At 75.8% G+C, this 19,523-nt stretch carries 8 protein-coding genes; 5 read left to right on the forward strand and 3 right to left on the reverse strand.

From position 1 onward, the window contains the following. Window positions 1–148 precede the first annotated feature (148 nt). Complete coding sequence (locus tag LPT13_RS09525) at window positions 149–601, forward strand: MarR family winged helix-turn-helix transcriptional regulator (RefSeq protein WP_242165997.1); 453 nt, start codon at window positions 149–151, stop codon at window positions 599–601. Then, on the forward strand, window positions 598–1,041 hold the full coding sequence (locus tag LPT13_RS09530) for a 2-thiouracil desulfurase family protein (RefSeq protein WP_242166000.1): 444 nt from the start codon (window positions 598–600) through the stop codon (window positions 1,039–1,041). The genes LPT13_RS09525 and LPT13_RS09530 overlap by 4 nt, the downstream gene beginning before the upstream one ends. Window positions 1,042–1,421: 380 nt before the next feature. Here LPT13_RS09530 and LPT13_RS09535 read toward each other — a convergent pair whose 3' ends face one another. After that, window positions 1,422–4,733, reverse strand: a complete 3,312-nt coding sequence (locus tag LPT13_RS09535; RefSeq protein WP_242166002.1) for a DEAD/DEAH box helicase — start codon at window positions 4,731–4,733, stop codon at window positions 1,422–1,424. A 174-nt stretch (window positions 4,734–4,907) separates the two neighbouring features. Then, entirely contained in the window at window positions 4,908–7,736 is a 2,829-nt protein-coding gene (locus tag LPT13_RS09540) for an excinuclease ABC subunit UvrA (protein ID WP_242166005.1), read from the reverse strand. A gap of 521 nt (window positions 7,737–8,257) precedes the next feature. Here LPT13_RS09540 and LPT13_RS09545 point away from each other — a divergent pair. Together LPT13_RS09545 and LPT13_RS09550 are read left to right on the forward strand one after the other, a co-directional pair. Next, the gene (locus LPT13_RS09545; RefSeq protein WP_242166007.1) at window positions 8,258–11,884 is read left to right on the forward strand and encodes a PD-(D/E)XK nuclease family protein; all 3,627 of its coding nucleotides are present in this window, start codon (window positions 8,258–8,260) and stop codon (window positions 11,882–11,884) included. Beyond that, window positions 11,885–15,769 (forward strand): UvrD-helicase domain-containing protein, encoded by a 3,885-nt coding sequence (locus LPT13_RS09550; protein WP_242166009.1) that lies wholly within the window; start codon window positions 11,885–11,887, stop codon window positions 15,767–15,769. Window positions 15,770–17,209: 1,440 nt separating this feature from the next. Here LPT13_RS09550 and LPT13_RS09555 read toward each other — a convergent pair. After that, window positions 17,210–18,178 carry an endonuclease domain-containing protein gene (locus tag LPT13_RS09555; protein WP_242166011.1) on the reverse strand — a complete coding sequence of 323 codons (969 nt, stop codon included), beginning with the start codon at window positions 18,176–18,178 and terminating at the stop codon, window positions 17,210–17,212. 672 nt (window positions 18,179–18,850) lie between these two features. Between LPT13_RS09555 and LPT13_RS09560 the strand changes: the two genes are divergently transcribed. Further along, on the forward strand, window positions 18,851–19,522 hold the full coding sequence (locus LPT13_RS09560) for a response regulator transcription factor (RefSeq protein ID WP_242166013.1): 672 nt from the start codon (window positions 18,851–18,853) through the stop codon (window positions 19,520–19,522). Window position 19,523: the final 1 nt, after the last annotated feature.

Raw genomic sequence — 19,523 nt, forward strand, 5'->3', positions numbered from 1 at the left:
CGTTATCAGGCTTTTTCCTAAGGCGCTTCGGAAATGCGCTACCATATCAACAGCACTTACCCTTACCTTTGCACTCAGGAAGAGCCGCCGCCGGCCAGCGCTCGGGGCCGCGGCGCGCCCACCCTCGTCCGACGGAGAGGAGCGCTTCATGGCCGACGCCGCCAGGGAACGCCGTGAGGAGATCGACGATCTGCTCACCTCGGTGTTCAACTCGATTCTGCGCATCGAGGAGAAGTCGCTCGACAACCGTTTCACCGAGGGCCTGACCATCACCGAGATCCACACCATCGACGCCGTGGGCTACCGCGAGGCCAACCCCATGAACGTGGTCGCCTCGCGCCTGGGCGTGACGCTGGCCACCCTCACCATCTGCGTGAACCGCCTGGTGGAGAAGGGCTACCTCATCCGCGAGCGCGACACGGCCGACCGCCGGCGCGTGCTGGTGTCGCTGTCGCGCAAGGGCCGCCAGGTCTACCGGGCCCACCGCCTGTTCCACCGCCAGATGGTCGACGAGGCCCTGGGCACCCTCACCGACGAGGAGGAGCGCGTGCTGGCCGAGGCCCTCGTGAAGGTGCGCGCCTTCTTCGAGGAGCGCGCGTGATCCTGGCCGTGAGCGCGTGTCTGCTCGGCGAGCCGTGCCGCTACGACGGCACGGCGAGGCCCTGCGCGCGCGTCGCCGCGCTCGGCGCGCGCCACGAGCTGGTGCCAGTGTGCCCGGAGCGTGCCGGCGGGCTGCCCGTCCCGCGGCCCCCGGCCGAGATAGCCGGGCGCGACCCCCTGCGCGTGGTTGACGCCGAGGGACGTGATCTCACCGAGGCCTTCGCCCGCGGGGCGCGCCTGAGCGCCGGGGAGGCCCTGGCCGCCGGCTGCGCGGGGGCGGTGCTCAAGTCCCGCTCGCCCTCCTGCGGGCCGGGCGCGGTCTACGACGGCACGTTCTCCGGCGCGCTCGTCCCCGGCTGGGGCCTGGCGGCGGCGCTTCTGCGCGACGCGGGGCTGCCCGTGGTCGACGAGGACGCCGACTTCGCGCTTCTGGGGTGGTAGCGCCGCTTTTCGGCCCCGAGATGGCACTGATTGACGATTCGGTACGGTGCGCGGCGGAGGCCGCGACTCCTGGGTCGACGTTTGCCCAGGTCGGCTCGGGCCGCAGGGGGTTAGGGGCCGCGTAAGCGGAGCCTCGGCGCCCTCCAGACCGTACCGAATCGTCAATCAGTGCCATGTTCACGCGAAAACGTGGCGCCGGGGCGGCCCGCGGACGCCGTGCGGCCCCGGCGCGCGGCTCGTCGGGCGCGCGGCTCGCGTCGGGGCCGGCGGTGCATGGCATGTTGACGGGCCCCGGCATCGGGCGTCGCACGAGCTTTTGCGCGCGACTTGCGCAGGTGCGCTGGCGGGCCCTGGCGCCGGACGCCGCTCGCGCCGGGCGCCTAGTCGCCGGAGAGCAGGTCGATGAGGTCCTCCTGGGTGAGGCGGGCCAGCGACACGCCGTCCGCGGCGCCGATGACGGCGTCGGCCAGGTCGGCCTTGCGCTCCTGCAGGCGCAGGATGCGCTCCTCCACCGTGCCCTCGGCGATGACGCGGTAGACGCTCACGGCCTCGGTCTGCCCGATGCGGTGCGCGCGGTCGGACGCCTGGGCCTCAGCGGCGGCGTTCCACCACGGGTCGGCGTGGATGACCACCGACGCGCCCGTCAGGTTGAGCCCCGTGCCCCCGGCCCGCAGCGACACGAGGAAGACGGGGGTATCGTCGCCGTTGAACGCCTCCACCAGCTCGAGGCGCCGGCGCTTGGGCGTGGCCCCCGTGATGACGTAGTAGGGCACCCCGTCGCGGTCGAGCCGCTCGGCGATGCGCGCCAGGTACGTGGTGAACTGCGAGAACACGAGCGTCTTCTGCCCGCCGTCGCGCGCCTCGGCCACGAGGTCCATGATGGCGTCCATCTTGGCGGCGCGCCCGCGGAAGTTTTCGTAGACGAGGGCCGGGTCGCAGCAGAGCTGCCGCAGGCGGGTGAGCTCGGCGAGCACCTCCACCTTGCGCGCGTCGAAGCCGCGGCCGTCCTTGGGCTTGGGGGCGGCCAGGTCCTGGCGCAGCCGCTGCTCGTGGGCGGCGTAGAGCTTGGCCTGCTCTCCGCGGAGGGGCACCGCCACCACGCTCTCCAGCTTGGGCGGCAGGTCGGGCAGCACGTCGGCCTTGAGGCGGCGCAGGACGAAGGGGCCCACGAGGGCCGCCAGGCGCGCCGCGGCGTCGGCGGCTTCGTCGGCGTCGGGCTCCTCCTCGCGGCCGAGGATGGAGGCCTCGAATCGCTGGGAGAAGCTCGCGTAGGATCCGAGGAGCCCCGGCATGAGGAAGTCGAAGATGCTCCAGAGCTCCGAGAGGCGGTTCTCCACCGGCGTGCCCGTGAGCGCCAGGCGCAGCGGGGCGTGGAGGCGCTTGGCCGCCCGGGCGGTGAGGGTGGCCTGGTTCTTGACGTACTGGGCCTCGTCGAGCACCGCGCAGCCCAGCTCGCGCGCCTCCCAGGCCTCGGCGTCGCGGCGCAGCAGGTCGTAGGAGGTCACGAGCACGTCGGCCCCGTGGGCGCGCACCCGGTCGCGGTCGCGCTTGGGCCCGGCCACGGCCGCCGCCGAAAGCGAGGGCGCGAACCGGCGCAGCTCGGCCGTCCAGTGGTAGACGAGGGATGCCGGGCACACGATGAGGGTGCCCCCCGATGCGCGCAGGTCGTCGGCCCGCGCCAGCAGAAGCGCGATGAGCTGCACCGACTTGCCGAGCCCCATCTCGTCGGCCAGGATGCCGCCGAGCCCCAGGTCGGCCAGGGCCGAGAGCCACGCGAAGCCCTCGCGCTGGTAGGGGCGCAGCTCGGCGCGCAGGTCCCGCGGCGGCTCGTAGGCGCCCAGGTCCACGGCGCGCAGGCGCTCGACGTAGCGTTCGAAGCCCTCGTCGCGCCGGGCGTCGGGCAGGGCCTCGTCCAGGTAGAAGGCGCGCCACGCCGGCAGCTCCACGCGGCCCGAGGCCAGGTCGGCCGCGGAGAGGCCCAAATCGTCGGCGAGCCGCTCGAGCTCGGAGAGGTCGTAGCCCTCCAGGCTCAGGAACGCCCCGTCGCGCAGGCGGTGGTAGCGGCGGCGCCGGCGGTAGCTGTCGAGGAGGGCCGCCAGCTCCTCGGGCGGCATGTCGGCCGAGGAGACGTCCAGGTCGAGCAGGCTGCCGTGGAGCGAGAGCCCCACGTCCACCCGGGGCTTGCCATCGGCGATGAGCCGGTCGAAGGCGGGGGTGGTGAACACCTCGCCGAGGGACTGGAGCCGCGCCAGGCCGCCGAAGAGCAGCCGCTCCACGCCGTCGCCGTCGGCCAGGGGCAGCGTGGCGTCGGGGCGGAAGTAGGCGCCCAGCAGCTCGCAGGCACGCCGCTCGGCCGCCTCGTCGCGCAGGGGCGCCGGGCCGCCCGCGGCCGCGGGGCCGCCTGGCGCGGCGATGCCCGCGGTGACGGGCGCGCCGTGGGCCGCCTCCACCTGGGAGGCGAGCGCGCTCGGCGGCACGGCCAGGGGCAGGCGCGCCTCGCCGTAGACGGCGTGGGCCAGCACGGTCACCGCGCAGCCCTCGCGGTCGAGGCGGAACTCCAGGGCGCAGGGGACGGGCCGGTAGCGGTCTATCTGGGCCGGTGCGCTCACCGTGAGGCTCTCCTCGAGCCGTGGGAGCACCTCGGCGCAGAACAGCGGCAGGTCGGCCTCGGCCACGAAGAGCTCCTCGTCGCTGGACTGGTAGACCGCCCGCAGGAAGCCGGCGCAGCGGGCGAAGGCGGGCGAGCAGCGGTAGAGCAGGTCGTCGTGGACGGCGTACATCCGCTCCCCGGCCGCGGCGAAGACGAGCGGCTCGTCGCGCATGACCGTGTAGCCGCCCGGCTCCAGGGCGCACAGGCGCACGGTGAGCGGCGGATCCTCGTCGATGGCGCTCACCTGGTTCGTGCGCCGCAGCACCCCGTCGCCGCCCTCCAGGGTGAAGGTGCGGCCGCCCTCCAGGTCGATGAGGTCCACCACCTCTGCCTCGGACAGGTGCAGCTCGCGCAGGTCGCCGTCGGTCCGTCCCGGGCGGCGCGCCCCCAGGCGGGTGCGCTCGGCCACGGCCCGCTCGATGAACGCCGCGAGGGCGCGCCCGTGGGCGGTGAAGGCCTCCGGCGCGTGGGCGAAGGAGAGCTTCTGCCCATAGGTCACCGTCTCGCCCAGGCGCAGCGCGCTGGCGAACTCCGCGAGCGAGCGCAGGGCGTAGCCGCCGCGCGGGCCCGCCACGCGGAAGCGCGCCGTCCAGTTCTCGTAGGCGTAGCCCAAGACGAGCTCCACGTCCACGGCCTCGCGCAGGGCCTCGTGGGAGGCGCGGCGCACCCGGTCCAGGTAGGAGGCCAGGGCGGGGCTCGTCTGCGGCGCGGCGCCGGGCCGGTAGCCGATGAAGCCGTCGGGGCGCGCGACGAAGGCCAGGGCCAGGGCGGCGGCGTGCTTGCACATGCCGTCCGATCCGCGGAAGGCGGGGCAGGTGCAGGCGTAGTCGACGACCTGGCCGGCCGCCTCGTCGAGGGTCACCGAGGTGCGGTAGCGGTCGGACCAGCCGGCGCTCGAGGCCACGAAGGCCGAGAGCTTGGTCTCGCCGCCCGCGTAGCGGCACTGGCGCGTGAGGATGTCCTGGGCGCGCTCGGCTATGGAGCGGGCCCGCTGCAGCGTGCGCGCCGTGCAGTGGCGGGCTATCTCGTCCTCGGAGATCATGGCCTGTATCGGCTCCTCTCGGTCTGTCTCGGTCGTCCGGCCCCCCGCGCCGGGGGGCGGGCTTCGGGCGCCTCCTTGCTGCGGGGGGTGCTCCCCTCGCCCCGGTCCCCGGGCGCGGGGGGGGGCTGCCTGGTCTCGGTGCCGCGGGCGCTCGGCCCCGCCGCCTTCGGCTCGCTAGCCTGCCAGCGTCTCCCTCAGGTAGCGGCCGGTGATGCTGGCGGGATCGTCGGCTACCTGGGCGGGGGTGCCCGCGGCCACGATGCGCCCGCCGTCCGCCCCGCCGCCGGGCCCCAGGTCGATGACGTAGTCGGCGTTGGCGATCATGTCCAGGTCGTGCTCGACCACCACCACGGTGGCGCCGTGGTTGATGAGGCGGCCGAGCACGGCGATGAGGGTCTCCACGTCCAGGGGGTGCAGGCCGATGGTGGGCTCGTCGAACACGAAGAGCGCGTCGGCCTGGCTGCGGCGCATCTCGCTGGCCAGCTTGAGGCGCTGGGCCTCGCCGCCGGAGAGCGCCGGGGTGGCCTCGCCCAGGGTGAGGTAGCCGAGTCCCAGGTCGTGGAGGGTCTGGAGCTTCCCGCGGATCCGCGGGAGGCCGGCCAGCGCCGCCAGGGCCTGGTCCACCGTGAGGGCGAGCAGCTCCGGCAGCGCTAGGGTGCGCACGGGCGCCAGGTCGTCGCCGTGGACGCGCTCGCCGCGCGCGGCGCCCTCCGCGCCGGCCCGCCGCGCGTCCTGCTCGCCGTCGGCCGGCGCGCCTTCCTCCACCATCAGCTGGATGGCGTAGGCGTCCGCCCCGTAGCGGGTGCCGCGGCAGTCGGGGCAGGGGATGTCCACGTCGGGGAGGAACTGCACGTCGAGCGACACCTGGCCGGTGCCGTCGCAGGTGGGACAGCGCAGGCTCCCGGTGTTGTAGGAGAAGTCGCCCGCCTTGAGGCCGCGCGAGCGGGCCTCGGGCAGCCGGGCGAAGGCGCGGCGCAGGTCGTCGAGGACGCCGGAGTAGGTGCCCACCGTGGAGCGCACGTTCACGCCGATGGGGGAGGCGTCCACCAGGTTCACCCGCGCGATGCCCGGGGCGTCCACGGCCTCCACGTGGGGCGGCAGCGGCCGTCCGGCCAGGGAGGCCTCCAGGCCGGCCACGAGGCTCTCGAGCACGAGCGTGGTCTTCCCCGATCCCGACACCCCCGTGACGGCGGTGAGGCGTCCCTTGGGGATGAGCGCCTCGAGGGGGCGCACGGTGTGGACGGCGCCGGCGGAGAGGCGGATGGCGCCCTCGTCGAAGACGTGCCCGGGGGCCATGGGCGCGCGCACGCGCACCCGGGCCGCGCCGGAGAGGAACGGCCCTATGCGGCTGGCGGGGTCGGCTTCCACCTGGGCCACCGTCCCGCTCGCGATGACGCGGCCGCCGTCGGCGCCGGAGCCCGGGCCTATCTCGATGAGGTGGCCGGCGTGGCGCAGCACGGCCGCGTCGTGGTCGACCATCACCACGGAGTTGCCGTCGGCGACGAGGTCGTCCATGACGCCGAGCAGCCCCTCCACGTTGGCCGGGTGCAGGCCGATGGAGGGCTCGTCGAGCACGTAGAGCACGCCGGTGGTGCGGCTGCGCACCGCGCGGGAGAGGGCCGCGCGCTGGCGCTCGCCGTTGGAGAGGGTGGCGCTCGCCCGGTCGAGCGCGAGGTACCCGAGCCCCAGCTGGCCGAGGCGCTCGAGGGGCTCGGCCGTCTCGGCGATGATGGCCTCGGCCAGGGGGCGCATCTCGGCGGGCAGGCCCGGGGGCACGGTGGGCAGCCACGCCCGCAGCTCGTCCAAGGTGAGGGCCGCGGCCTGGGCGAGGGTGACCCCGCCTATCTCGCTGCCGCGCGCCCGCGCCGAGAGGCGGGTGCCGTGGCAGTCGGGGCAGGTGTCCTCGGTGAGGAACTTCGCCACGCGGGCCATGCCCCTCTCGTCCTTGACCTTGGAAAGCGCGTTCTCCACGGTGCTGACGGCGCTGTAGTAGGTGAAGTCGAGCTCGGTGGCGCGGTCGCGGCCCTTGGGCTGGTAGAGGATGTGGCGCTTCTCCATCGGGCCGTGCAGCACGATCTCCTTCTCGGCGTCGGTGAGGTCGCGGTAGGGGACGTCGGTGCGCACGCCCATCTCGCCGGCCACCTGGGCCATGAGCGACCACATGAGCTGGCGCCAGGGGGCCACGGCGCCCTCCTCCAGGGTGAGGGAGGGGTCGGGGATGAGGGTGGACTCGTCGACGCGGCGCACCACGCCGGTGCCGCCGCAGGCGGCGCACGCGCCCGCGCCGTTGAAGGCCAGCTCCTCGGCGGAGGGGGCGAAGAACTCGGTGCCGCAGGCGGCGCACGTGAGGGGGAGCCCGGCGGCGACGTCGAGCGTGGGCGGGTTCAGGTGGCCCGCTGGGCAGCGGTGGGACGCGAGGCGCGAGAACATGAGGCGCAGGTAGCTGAGGAGCTCGGTGGAGGTGCCGAAGGTGGAGTGCGTGCCGGGGACGCCGGGCCGCTGGCGCAGGGCGAGGGCGGCGGGCACGTGGCGCACCTCGTCGACGTCGGCGCGCGCGTCCTGGGCGATGCGGCGGCGCGTGTAGGTGGAGAGCGCCTCCAGGTAGCGGCGGCTCCCCTCGGCGTACAGGACGCCGAGGGCGAGCGAGCTCTTGCCCGAGCCGGACACGCCGGCGATGCCGACGATCCGGCCGAGGGGAACGTCGACGTCGACGTCGCGCAGGTTGTGGACGCGGGCGCCGCGCACCTCGATGGCGCTGGGGGCCGGGGGCGTGGGGGCCGCGGGCCTTGGCGGGATGGCGGGCGCGGCGCCGCCGGCCGCGGGCTTGGGGGAGAGCGCAGGGGCGGGCGCGGCGTCGGCCGACGGGGAGGCTGCGGAGGCGCCGCCGGCTGACGCGCGGGCGGTCGCGGCGGCGCCGGCCGGCGTCGGGACGGCGAATGCGGCTGCGTCGGCCGCGGACGGGACGGCGGGGGCGTTTGCGCTGGCTATGGGCGGGTGGGGCATGGGGTCTCCAATCGTGGGCACCCGCGGCCGGGGCGGCGTTGGGCGACAGACCATTCTACCGCGTCGCGGCGATCCGGTGGAGGGGCGCGACGGCTCTGCGGGGGTCTCGCTTCTCAGGCGGCGCCCTTTCCGCGGCTGTGACGGGAGGCCGATCCTGCGAGGGGCCCTTTTCCCGCGCTCGCGCAGGGCCCGCGGCGGCTGGGGCAGGGGCGAGGCTCGTGCGGGGCCGTCTCCTGCGGCCGCGCAGGGCTCGCGGCTAAATTGGCCAGAATAGACGGGCTGACGACATCGGGGGCTGCCTGGGGGGCCGTTTCGTCGGATGTCGCCCCGCCATGCGGCGGACGGCTACGCGCGACCTGGGGAAACGTTGCCCATGCGTTCTTGCCGGCCGATTCCTTCGTCGTCAAGCCGTCTATTCTGGTCAATTTGCGGCCGCGTTTTGTCGGAGGGCGCCGCGGGCGGGGGAAGCGCCGGGCTTTGGCTACAATAGCGGGAGCGAAAACCTGGGTGCGGAAGAGGCGATGGTGGCAGAGATCGGGGAAAACGGGACGATGACGATGCGGGGGGTTCCCGCGGCCGACGCGAGCGCGGGGCGCGCCTCGTTCTCGGCGGGTGAGGCGCCGGCGCCGTCGGGGGCCGGGCGCCCTGCGGCCGACGTAGGCGCGGCGCCCGCCGGCGCGGGCGGGCCGGAGCGCGCTGGCTCGGCCGGCGGCGGGCCGGCGACCGGCGCGGGCGGCGTGCTGGCGGCGGGCAACGCGGACGAGGCGCTGGAGGCGGCCGTGGCGCGGGCGCGGGCCGGCGCGGCGACGGGCCTGCGGGCCTGCGTGGTGACGGCCTCGGCCGAGCAGGCCGCGGCGGTGCGCCGGCGCCTGGCGGCGGCCGGCGGCGCGCTCGGCGTGGAGGCGCTGCCGTGGGGGCTGTGGCTCGCGGATCGCTGGGAGCTCTGGGGCGACGGCCGGCGCCTGGCGGGCGAGGGGGAGCGGCTCGTCCTGGCCGCCGCCGTCCTCGACGAGGCGCTCGGGTGCGAGGCGACGCCGGGGCGCGTGGCCCTGCTGGCCGACCTCGTGGCCGAGGACCTGCCGGCCCTGCTGGCCGACCTCGTGGCCGAGGACCTGCCGGCCCTGCTGGACGGGGAGCGTCGCGGCCCGGGCCTGGCTCCCGACGAGGAGCGCCTGCTCGCGGCCGCGGCGCGCTATGCCGACGAGCTGGCGGCCCGCGGCCTGGCGGAGCCGTCGGAGGCCTGCGCGCTGCTGGCGGAGGCCCTGGGCGGAGCGACCGCCGGGGCGCTCCGCGGCGGCGATGCGGAGGGATCGGGCTCCCCGTGCTCCGCGGCCCGCAGCGCTGCCGACGGGAAGCGGCCTGGCGACCTGGGTCCGGCGGCTGCCGTCGCGGCCGAGGGCGCGCGGGCTTCGGGCGCCGCGCGGGGGATCGCGGGTGACGACACGCGGGCTTCGGGCGCCGCGCGCGCTGCCGAGGCCGTCATCGTGCTGGGGATGGAGGCCGACGAGCTGTCCCGTCCCCAGGCCGCGCTCCTGGACGCGCTGGGCGCGACGCGCGTGGAGAACGGGCGCGCGACGGCGCGGCCCGCGCCGCGCGCGCCGGAGCTCGCGGCCCTGCTGGACGCGCTCTACCGGCCCGACCCGGCCCATCCCGTGGAGCCCGCCGGCGCCCTGCGCTGCGCGTTCCCCACGGGCGCCACGGTGGAGGGCCGCCTCATCGCCGACGAGGCCCTGGCCCTGGCGCGAGAGGCCGCTGCCGCGGCCGGGGACCTGGCGGGGCTGTCGTCGGGAGGCGCGGCCGCCGCGGGCGAGCCGTCGGGCGATCGGGTCGCGAGCGCGGGGGGCGCCGCCGGCGTCGGGGGAGAGTCGGCGGGCAGCCCGGCCGCGCGCATCGCGGCGCCGGGCGACGCGGCGGATTCCCGGGGCGTGGCGCGCGTCGCGGCGCCGGGCGCGCCGCTCGTGGCGGTGGCGGCCCTCGACCCCGAGGCGCTGTTCGCCGACTACGCCGACGAGTTGGCGGCCGGGGGCGCGGCCGTGGCCCTGGAGGCCTCGGTGCCGCTGGGCCGCACCGAGGCGGGGCGGTTCCTGCTGGCCCTGGGCGACGCCCTGGGCGCCGACGAGGGGCGCCTCGCCGCCGACGCCGCGGCGGACGCGGCCCTGGGGGCGGCGTCGGGCGTGTGGTGCGGGGCGGCGTTCGGGGCCGACCGCGCCTGGCGCCGCGACCGCCTGACCAGCCCGGAGGCCGTCTGCGCCGGCCTGGGCGCCCTCGATGCCGAGGCCCTGGCCCCCGCGGTGGACGCCCTGGCCGCCGGGCGCCTGTCCCAGGGCGTCGATGCCCTGGCCGCGGCGCTTCTGGCCCGCGCGCGGGGGGAGGGCGAGCGCGCCGCGGCTGCCGCGGCCCTGGCCCCCGTGCTGGCCGCCGCCCCCGCGGCCGAGGCGGAGGGGCTCTCGTTCAGCCGTCTCATGGCGCTCCTGTCCGGTCGCGCCGTGCCCCTGTCGCTGCGCGTCGAACCGGCGCCCGCGCCCGACGGCGCCGCGCTTGCGGGTGCTGATGACGCCCCCGCGCCCGACGAGGCGGGCGTCCCGCGCCGCGCCGATGTGCCCGATGGCCCTGCCGCGCCGGACGTCCTCGCGTCCGCGCCCGGCGCGCCTGCGGACGCGACGCTGCCGCGCCGCGTCCCCGCGCCCGCCGGCCGTCCCGCGCCCCCCGTCATCCTCCTCACCACTCTCGAGCGCGCCGCGCGCCTGGCGCCCGGCGCGGTCCACGGGCTTTTGGTCTGCGGCCTGAACTCGGCCGAGCGCCCCGTTCGGCCCGAGGAGGGGGCGCGTCGCACGCTGCTGGCCAAGCTGGGCGCCGCGCGCCCCGCCGACGCGCTGGCCGTCCAGCGTCGCCGGTTCCGCGACGCGGTGGAGGCGGCCCGGGCCGCGGTGGTGCTCGAGCGCGCGCTCAACGCCGTGGGCGCCGAGCCGCGCTACCCGGCCACGCTGTTCGAGGAGGCCGTCGACTGCTACCGCGCCGACCTGCGCTCCGACGCCGGCATGGATCGCGACCTGGCCATCCCCGAGACGCTCGTGCCCTTCGCCCGCACCTTGGCGGAGAGCCGCTTCGTCTACGGCGCCTGCGGGACGGACGAGCAGCCGGCGGGCCTGGTGGCGCCCCTTCCGCCCACCGGCGCCATCGGCGAGGCCCTCGCCCCCTTCATCACGCTGCCCCGCGGGCCGGCCAGCGTCACGCGGGAGGGGCTCGACCTGTCGCCCTCGGCCATCGAGAGCTACCTGGACTGCCCCTACCACTGGTTCCTCCAGCGCCGCCTGGCCCTTGAGGGGCCTGACGAGGGCTTCGGCTCCCTGGAGCGCGGCACCTTCGTCCACGAGATGCTCCAGAGCTTCTACCTGCGCCTGCGCGAGGAGGGCGAGCCGCGCGTGACCGAGGCCAACCGCGACCGGGCCGTCGCCCTGCTCGGCGCCGTGTTCGACGAGGCCTGCGCGTCCCAGGCGCTGCGCAAGCCGGGGCATCGCTACGTCCCCCTCGACCGGCATGAGCGCGACCTGCGCGCGGGGCTGCTCCCCAAGCTCGAGCGCTACGTGGCGGCCGAGGCGGCGTTTCTGCCCGGCTTCGTCCCGACGTACCTCGAGTGGGACTACGGCCGGGGCGGCGACGTGCCCTACGCGGGCCATTGGCTGACGGGCACGGTGGACCGCATCGACGTGGACGCCGAGGGGCGGGCGGTGGTCATCGACTACAAGACCTCCCTCGGCCCGGTCTACCACCTGCATGGGCGCGACGAGGAGCCTGGCGGCGCCTTCGCGCTGCCGCGGCGGACGCAGGCCCTCGTCTACGCCCGCGTGGCCGAGCGGCTCCTGGGCGTGCGCGTGGTGGCGGCGCTCTACGTCAACCCGCTGCGCCAGGCGGTAGCCGGCGCCTTCGACGGCCGCTCCCTCGACGCCGCGGCGGTGCTCGGCCTGGATCCGGAGCGCTCGCGGGTGCCCTACGGGCCGGTGGGGTCGTTCGCGGAGCTGCTGGACCGCGTCGAGGAGGAGGTGGCCCGGCGCCTGGCCTCCCTGGCCGCGGGCGACGTGCGCCCCGCCCCGTCGGACAAGGAGGCCTGCCGGTGGTGCTCGGCCGTGGCCTGCGAGAGGAGGCTCTAGATGAACCTGGACGCGATGAGCCTGACGCCCGCCCAGCGGGCCTCCATCGAGCGGGTGGACGGCCCGCTGCTGCTGTGCGCGGGCGCAGGCTCGGGCAAGACCTTCACGCTGCAGCAGCGCATCGCCTACGCGCTCTCACCCGAGAGCGGCCCGGCGGTGGACGGCATCGACCGGGTGCTCGCCATCACCTTCACCGACAAGGCCGCCGCCGAGATCAAGAGCCGCGTGCGCGCCGTGCTGCGCGCCGAGGGGATGCTCGACGCGGCCCTGCAGGTGGATGCCGCGTGGATATCGACTATCCACGGCATGGCCGGCCGCATCCTGCGCGCCCACGCCTTGGAGCTGGGGATGGACCCGGCCTTCCGCCAGCTGGAGGAGGGCGAGGCCGATGCGCTGCGCCGGCGGGCCTACGGGGCCGTGCTCGAGCGCGCCGAGGAGGCGGGGGCGGTGCCCTGGGCGGACCTGGCCCGCTCGTTCCCGCCGTCGGACGGCAAGCGCGCCGTGACCATGGAGTCGCTGGCGACGGCGGTGCTCAAGCGCGCCGAGTCGCTCACCGAGGGGCTGGGCGCCTTCTCGTGGGGGCCTGTGGGCGCCCGCACGCCGGGGGACGTGGCCCGCGAGCTGGCGGCGGCCTACGGCGAGGTGGCGGCGCTGCCGCTCACGGAGAAGGCCCTGGCCGCGGTGGAGCCGGCCTGCGAGGCCCTGGCCGCCTACCTGGCCGACCCCGGCGCCGACGACCCGGAGGGCTGGGCCGGCCTCATCGAGGTCCTCGGCGGCCTGGCCCGCCCGGGGGCCCGGGGCAAGCTGGCCGACGACATCAAGCGCCTGCACCAGGCGATCGACAAGGCGGCCCTGGAGGCGAGACTGGGCCTGGGCGGCTGCCTGGCGGCCCAGCTCATGGATCTGGCGCGCGCGGTGGATGCCGAGTACGCGGCCGCCAAGGCCGCCGCCGGCGCCATCGACATGGCCGACCTGCTGCGCCTGGCGCTGGCGGCCCTGCGCGACCACCCCTCCATCGCCGGGGAGCTGCGCGAGCGGTTCCAGCTGGTGATGGTCGACGAGTTCCAGGACACCAACCAGCTGCAGATCGACCTCATCGAGCGCCTGTGCCGCCCCGGCTGCGCCAACCTGTGCACCGTGGGCGACTCCCAGCAGTCCATCTACCGGTTCCAGGGGGCGGACGTGGGGGTCTACCTGGGGCACAAGCGGGCCATGGCGTCGCCCGAGGTGGGGGCCGCCTGCCTGTCGCTCGACCGCAACTTCCGCAGCCACGGCGACGTGCTCGCCTTCGTGCGGCGCGTCTGCGGCCAGCCCGGCTTCTTCGTCGAGGACTTCCTCGACCTGGAGGCCGGCCGCGACGAGGCGTCGCTCGTGGCCCGCGGGCGCCACTACCGGGGCGCCGGCCCGCGCATCGCCCTGCAGGTGGTGGGCTACACCCAGTCCTCCTCCAAGCACGTGGGGGCTAACAGCGACGGCGCCCGGGCCGCGGAGGCCGCCGGCATCGCGCGCTGGTTCGCCGGGCTGCGCGACGCGGGGCATCGCCCAGGCGACATGGTGCTGCTCATGGGCACGACGCGCCACGCCGCCGTCTACGCCGACGCCCTGCGGGCCGAGGGGCTCTCCTGCGTGATGACCGGCGGCTCGGGCTTCTACGGCACCGCCGAGGCCCAGCTGACGAGCTGCCTCCTGCGCGCGCTCGCCCAGCCGGAGGACACCGAGGCGCTCTTCGCCGTGCTCTCGGGCGACCTCTTCCGCCTGGGCGCGGACGACCTCATGGAGCTGGGCACCCTGTTCTCCGAGGAGCAGGAGAGCCCGGCGGCCCTGCCCCGGCGCTGCTCCATCGGCCGCAAGGCGTTCCCCCGCACGCCGGAGGGGGCGGGGGAGCGCCTCGCCTTCGCCTGCGCGGTGATGCAGCGGGCCTGGCGCGCCGTGGGGAGGCGGCGCCCCTCGCGGGTGCTGCGCCAGGTGCTGGTCGAGTCGGGGCTGCTCAACCGCCTGGCCGGCGAGGGGGCCGACGGCGAGGCCCGGGCGGCCAACCTGCTGAAGGCCGTCGCCATCGTGGAGGACCTGGAGGGCCGCCGCGGCCTGGACATGGCCCGGGCGGCGCGCGCCTTCGCCGAGCGCATGGGCGCCAAGGAGAAGATGGGCGCGCTCGTGGGCGATGCGGCGGGGTCGGTGCGCATCATGACGGCCCACAGCTCCAAGGGCCTGGAGTTCTCGCTGGTGGCGGTCACGGACTGCTACGACGGCGGCGAGCGGGCCGGCGATCTGCGGATGCTGGTGGCCGGCGGGCGCGTGGCCGCCTCGCTCGAGCCGGGCGAGGGCGCCGCGCCGCGCGCGAAGGGGAACCCGGCCCAGACCTACGCGGGCCTGTTCGAGGAGGAGCGCGACGGGCTGTTCCCCGGCGCGGGGGCGGCCTCCTGGGAGCCGGTGGCCGGCGCGCCCACCCCGGCGTTCTACCGCACGGCCCTGGTCGCGGCAGCCGAGGAGGAGGCGGTGCTCGAGCGCCGGAGGCTCTTCTACGTGGCGGCCACGCGGGCGAGCGAGGCGCTGCTCGTGTCGTGCCGCGCCCGCCTGACGAAGGACGGCGCCTCCCTCGAGCCCGTGCAGGAGGACCTGCGCGCGGCCCTCTTCGGCACCGAGCCGTTCCCGTCCGAGGACGGCGCGGTCGACTACGGCGGCAGCGAGCCGCTGGCCTACGCCTACGTGGACGCCGACGCGCTCATGGCAGCCGCGGAGGGGGCGCAGGACGAGAAGGACGCGGAAGGCGCGCAGGGCGCAGAGGGCGCAGAGGGCGCGAAGAGCGCGTGGGGCGCACGAGGCGCGGAGGGGGTGCCGGATGCGGAGGGCGCGCGCTGCGCGGATGAGGTGCGGGGCGCAGGGGACGCGCCGAATGCGGAGGACGCGCGCTGCGGGGATCGGGCGTCGGATGCGGAGGCCGCGACCATCGCGTACCCGGCCCTCGCGTCGGTCGCGCGGCAGCCGCGCCGCGTCAACGGACGGCCCGACGACGGTCTGACCTCCTACAGCGCCCTGGCCGAGGCCTCCGACGCCCTCCGCGTGGCCGCCGAGCTGGCGGGCGTCGGCGCCGCGGCGCATCCCGGGACGCCGACGCCCGCGGCCCTTGTCGATGCGGCCGCCGATGCCGACGCCGCGGCGGGTCCCCTCGCGTCGTCTGCGGACGCGCCCGGTGCCGATGGCCTTGCGGGCCCCTTGGCGGAGGGCGCCGGGGCCGGTGATTCCCCGGGCCCCTTGGCGGCCGACGTCCTCGCGAATCTCGCCGCGCCCCCCGCGGCCGGCTTCGAGGCGCCCGCGCGTCCCGCGGCCGACGCCAACAAGGCCACCGCGTTCGGCAGCGCCTTCCACCGGCTGGCCCAGCTGGATGCCCTGCGCGGGGCCGACGCGGCCCGCGCGGCCGTGGGCGCCCAGGCCCGTGCCCACGGCGTCGCCGACGAGGCGCGCCTGGTCGCCGCTCTTGAGCGCTGGCTCGGCAGCGCCCTGCGCGAGCGCGTCCGCGAGCGCGCCTGCCGGGCGGCCGAGCTGCCCTTCTCCGCGCCGCTCGGCGCCGTGACGCTCTGGGGCGAGGTGGACCTGCTGGCCGCCGACAGCCCCTTCTCCGCGCCGGCGGGTGAGGCGCTCGTCGTCGACTACAAGACGGGTGGCGCTCCCGACGAGGCGCCGGAGGCCCTGCGCGCCAAGCACGCGCTCCAGGCCGCCTGCTACGCCTACGCGGCGCTCGCGGCCGGCTACGCCGCGGTGGATCTCATCTTCGTCCGCGTGGAGCAGCCCGACCCCGCCGCCCCGGCCGAACCCCAGACGGTCTCCTACCGCTACGAGTCCGCCGACCTGCCCGCCCTCGAGGAGGCCCTGGCCCGCCTCGCCTGAGCGCCTGCGCGGGGGCGGTGGCCGGGAGAGGGGCCCCGCCCGCGGCTGCCGCCCCTTCGCGCCCCCCCGCCCGGCGGCCTCGCGGCCTCGTCCCGCGCTCGCCCCGCCCGGCGGCTTTGCGGCCTCGTCCTCCGCGCTCGTGGGGCCGCCCGTCTTGCGCCTGCGGGCGGGCTCGTCTCACGAGCATTCGGGCCCGGGCCCGAGCCCGCGTCCGCCCTCGCGCCCCGCCTCCGACGACCTCGTGCTTGCCAGCGCGCCTTCCGCCCCGTGCGACGCGCCCGCCCCCGCGCGTCTGGCGCTCATGCCCGCTTGCCGCATCCGGCTCCGCCCCTCGCCCTCCTCCTCGCCCTTCGCGCTCGCCCCGCCTGGCGATCCCCGCTCCCTCGCCCTGCGCTCGCCTCGCCTGACGGTCCCTGCTTTCTCGCCCCGCCCGGCGGCCTCGCGGCCTCGCTTCGCCCCTCCTCGCTCGGCGGCTTCGTCCCGCCCCGCCTGACGGCCGCGTCTTCGCTCCCCGCGCTGTGAGATCGTCGCTTTCCGACCACGTTTTTGGTCAGAGAACGCCGTTCTCACATTCAGGTGGTCAGAAAGTGCCGATTTCACCTCTAATCGAAGGCGCATGGACCGCCAACGGAGAATGCGCATGCTCTTGAACTGGGGAAATGCAGGCGAAGCACTCAAAGGGCCGTCGAAAGGCGACGTTTCGCAAGTGAGATCGGCATTTTCTGACCATCGGCTGCCCTCCTGCGAAGTCCGTGTTTCGCTTTGGAGCGCATCGGCTTTCGTCCATCGTCCGGCATCGTGGCTTGGCGCGCCTTTTCGCCCCCTCGCGCAGCGTTCGAGCACCCCAGGGACGGCTGGCGCGCGGGGCCTGCCCTTCGCAGCGACACCGCGTGCGCTTGGCGTTGCCGCGAAGGGCGCGGCCTTCGCCAGCGGGGCGAGCGTCGCCGTGAGGCGGTTGGCTGCGGGCGCCACGCGCTTGTCCGTCGTCGCGTCTGCCGCCGGCCTCGTCTCGGCCCGCCCCGCCCGCGGCTCGTCCGCCTGGTCTCCTCGCGCCAGGCGAGCCCCCGGCTCCGTGTGGATGCCGGCCTCGCGTGCCCCGGTTCCGGCGTTCGCGCCGGTCGTGCCCTGGCCTGCGCGGGGATCGAGCGTGCAGGCGCCCGACCTGCTTGCGCTTGGCCGGTCTTAGCCGACAGCCGGCCGGCAGCACGGCACGCCGATCCTCGCGCAGGCCAGGCTCATCCCGTCTGCGGCTGGGCCGACGACCTGGTCCCGCTTGCGTCCGGTGCCCTGCCGCGGCGCCTCTTCCGGTGGCGTGCCCCCCCCCTCGGCTGCCCGCCGCTCTGGCGTCACCCTCATGCGTCGCCGCTTCCGCCGCTCGGCCGGTCGTCGTCCGGCGCGCTCGCCACGGCGCCTAGTCGCCTCGCCTTCGCCTGCGCGTTGCTACTCCCAGGCCTCGTCTGCCAGGTCGTAGCCGCGGGGGAGCCGGCGGAGGGCGGCGTGGCGTTCGGGCCAGCGCGGGGAGCGGGGTCGAAGGCGCGCGCCGTCGAGCCGCGCCACCGTCTGGGCCACCGGATCGAGGGTTCGCGGGCCGTAGAGGTGCTCGCGGGTGATGGTCATGACGTGGTAGCCGTCGTGAGCCAGGGCAGCGCGGCGGGAGGCGTCGCGGGCATGCTGCTCGGGGTTGAGGTGGGTGAGGTCGGAGTCGTACTCGACGATGAGGCCGTGCTCTGGCCAGCAGAGGTCGACGACGGCGACGGGCTGCCCCGCGATGGCCCGCCCTTGGGGGCTGAGGGCGATGGGGTGGTTGGCGACCGGGTGCCTGAGGTGGTAGCCGCCCAGGTGGTAGGGGAGGCACAGCGCGAGCGCCAGATCCGCCTCCGCGGGCGACGCGACGCCCTCGACGAGGTGCGGCAGGAGGCGGCCCACGCGGTTTCCGCCCGGCACTCCGGGGCATGCGGCCAGGTAGGAGGCGAGCGACTCCCGGTTGGCCGGGGCATCTCGCCGCCGATGGCCATAGCGCTCGTCGGGGGCGACGGCGCCGGTGCCGAGCAGCAGGCAGAGGGCCCGTGCGAGCAGCAGATCGTCAACGCCTCCGGCCACCTGCGCGGCGGTGAGCGCGGGGCAGGGGACGTAGATGCCGTTGCCCGCCTGCAGGAACGATCCGTCCGGGTAAGCCCGTGAGGAGCGGTGGACGATGGCGTCGGCGCCGAGACGGCGTGAGTCGCGAGCGGTGAGGAGGTGGACGGGGGCCGTGAGAAAGGGGAGCGCTTGGCGTAGGTAGGCCATGGCGCGCGTGGTGGGGGCAGCGTCGGCGAGCACGCGCTCGTCGGAGAGGGGGCCGGGGCGCGGCGCGCGGACGGCGTGGATCCAGAATCGGTAGGCTGACGGTCCGTAGAGCACGAGTCTCATGGCGTTTACACCTCGCTCAGATCGGGCGAAGATTGTAGGCTCTCGCGCGGTTCTCGGGGGACCACAGGCGTGAAAGCCTACGAGGAGCCCACAACTCGCGGGATCGCGAGGGGCTGTGGGGGGCCGGTGGTGTGAGATCGCGCGTTTCCGCCCACGATGCTGGTCAGAAAGTGCCGATCTCACATTCGGCTGGGCAGAAAACGCCGATCTCACACCACGTTGACGGGGAGGAACGTCTAAGAGGAATGATGGCGTTGCGTTGACCTGGGGAAACGGAGGACGCGGAAGAGGCACTGCGCGAAAACGGGGCTGTGCGTATGTGAGATCGGCGTTTTCTGACCACCGCCTCCCGCCTTGCGCCCGCGCGCGGCGCCTGACCGTTCGCGCCCATGGCCCCGCCCCTCGCGCCCCTCGCGCCCCACGCCCGCTCGCCCCTCGTGTCCGCGGGTCCAACGCGCCCGCTCGCCCCTCGCGCCCGCCCCGTCTGTCTCGTGCCTGGCCCCTGCACCCGCTCGCCGCCCCGCTCCTCGCGCCCGCCCTCCCGTGTCCGCGTCCGTCGCGCGCCTTACGCTTCCGTAATGCGGGGCGCGTGGGCGGACGAGGGCGGCGACGGTATAATCTCCTGCAGGATTCTCAGGCGCCGACGGGCGCCCCGCGCGTGAGGAGGAACCCATGGACGTGCTGCTGGTCGAGGACGACCCGATGATCGTCTCGACGCTCTGCGGCCTGCTGGAGGGCGAGGGCTACCGCGTCCGCGCCGTCGGCCGCCAGGACGACGCGGTGGCCACGCTGGCCGAGACGGCCTTCGACCTGGCCCTCCTGGACGTGACGCTGGCCCAGGGCAACGGGTTCGCCGTGTGCGCGGCCGCGCGCGAGGCGCACCCCTCCATGCCGGTCATCTTCCTCACCGCCTCTGACGACGAGTTCTCCACCGTGGCGGGTCTCGACATGGGCGCCGTCGACTATGTCGCCAAGCCGTTTCGCGCCCGCGAGCTGCTCTCGCGCATCCGCGCGGCGCTCAGGCGCTCGGGCGGGGCCGACAGCGTGCTCGCTGCCGGTGACGTGCGGCTGGACGCGTCCTCGGCCACAGTGACGAAGGGCGGGCGCGAGGTGTTCCTCTCGGCGCTCGAGTACAAGCTGCTGCTCTACCTGCTCCAGAGCAAGGGACGCCTCGTCACGCGCGAGAACTTGCGCGACGCCATCTGGGACAGCGCCGGCGAGTACGTGTCCGACAACTCCATCAACGTCTACATCCGCCGCCTGCGCGAGAAGATCGAGGACGACCCGGCCGATCCGGCCATCGTCGTGACGGCGCGGGGCTTGGGCTACAAGGTGGGGGACTAGC

The sequence above is a fragment of the Adlercreutzia faecimuris genome (assembly GCF_022669055.1).
Classification (GTDB): Bacteria; Actinomycetota; Coriobacteriia; order Coriobacteriales; family Eggerthellaceae; genus Enterorhabdus; species Enterorhabdus faecimuris.

Bases quoted from the DNA above. Each gene is read 5' to 3' on its own strand.
- LPT13_RS09525 (WP_242165997.1), top strand. From the start codon at position 149: ATGGCCGACGCCGCCAGGGAACGCCGTGAGGAGATCGACGATCTGCTC.
- LPT13_RS09535 (WP_242166002.1), bottom strand. From the start codon at position 4,733: ATGATCTCCGAGGACGAGATAGCCCGCCACTGCACGGCGCGCACGCTG.
- LPT13_RS09540 (WP_242166005.1), bottom strand. From the start codon at position 7,736: ATGCCCCACCCGCCCATAGCCAGCGCAAACGCCCCCGCCGTCCCGTCC.
- LPT13_RS09545 (WP_242166007.1), top strand. From the start codon at position 8,258: ATGGTGGCAGAGATCGGGGAAAACGGGACGATGACGATGCGGGGGGTT.
- LPT13_RS09550 (WP_242166009.1), top strand. From the start codon at position 11,885: ATGAACCTGGACGCGATGAGCCTGACGCCCGCCCAGCGGGCCTCCATC.
- LPT13_RS09555 (WP_242166011.1), bottom strand. From the start codon at position 18,178: ATGAGACTCGTGCTCTACGGACCGTCAGCCTACCGATTCTGGATCCAC.
- LPT13_RS09560 (WP_242166013.1), top strand. From the start codon at position 18,851: ATGGACGTGCTGCTGGTCGAGGACGACCCGATGATCGTCTCGACGCTC.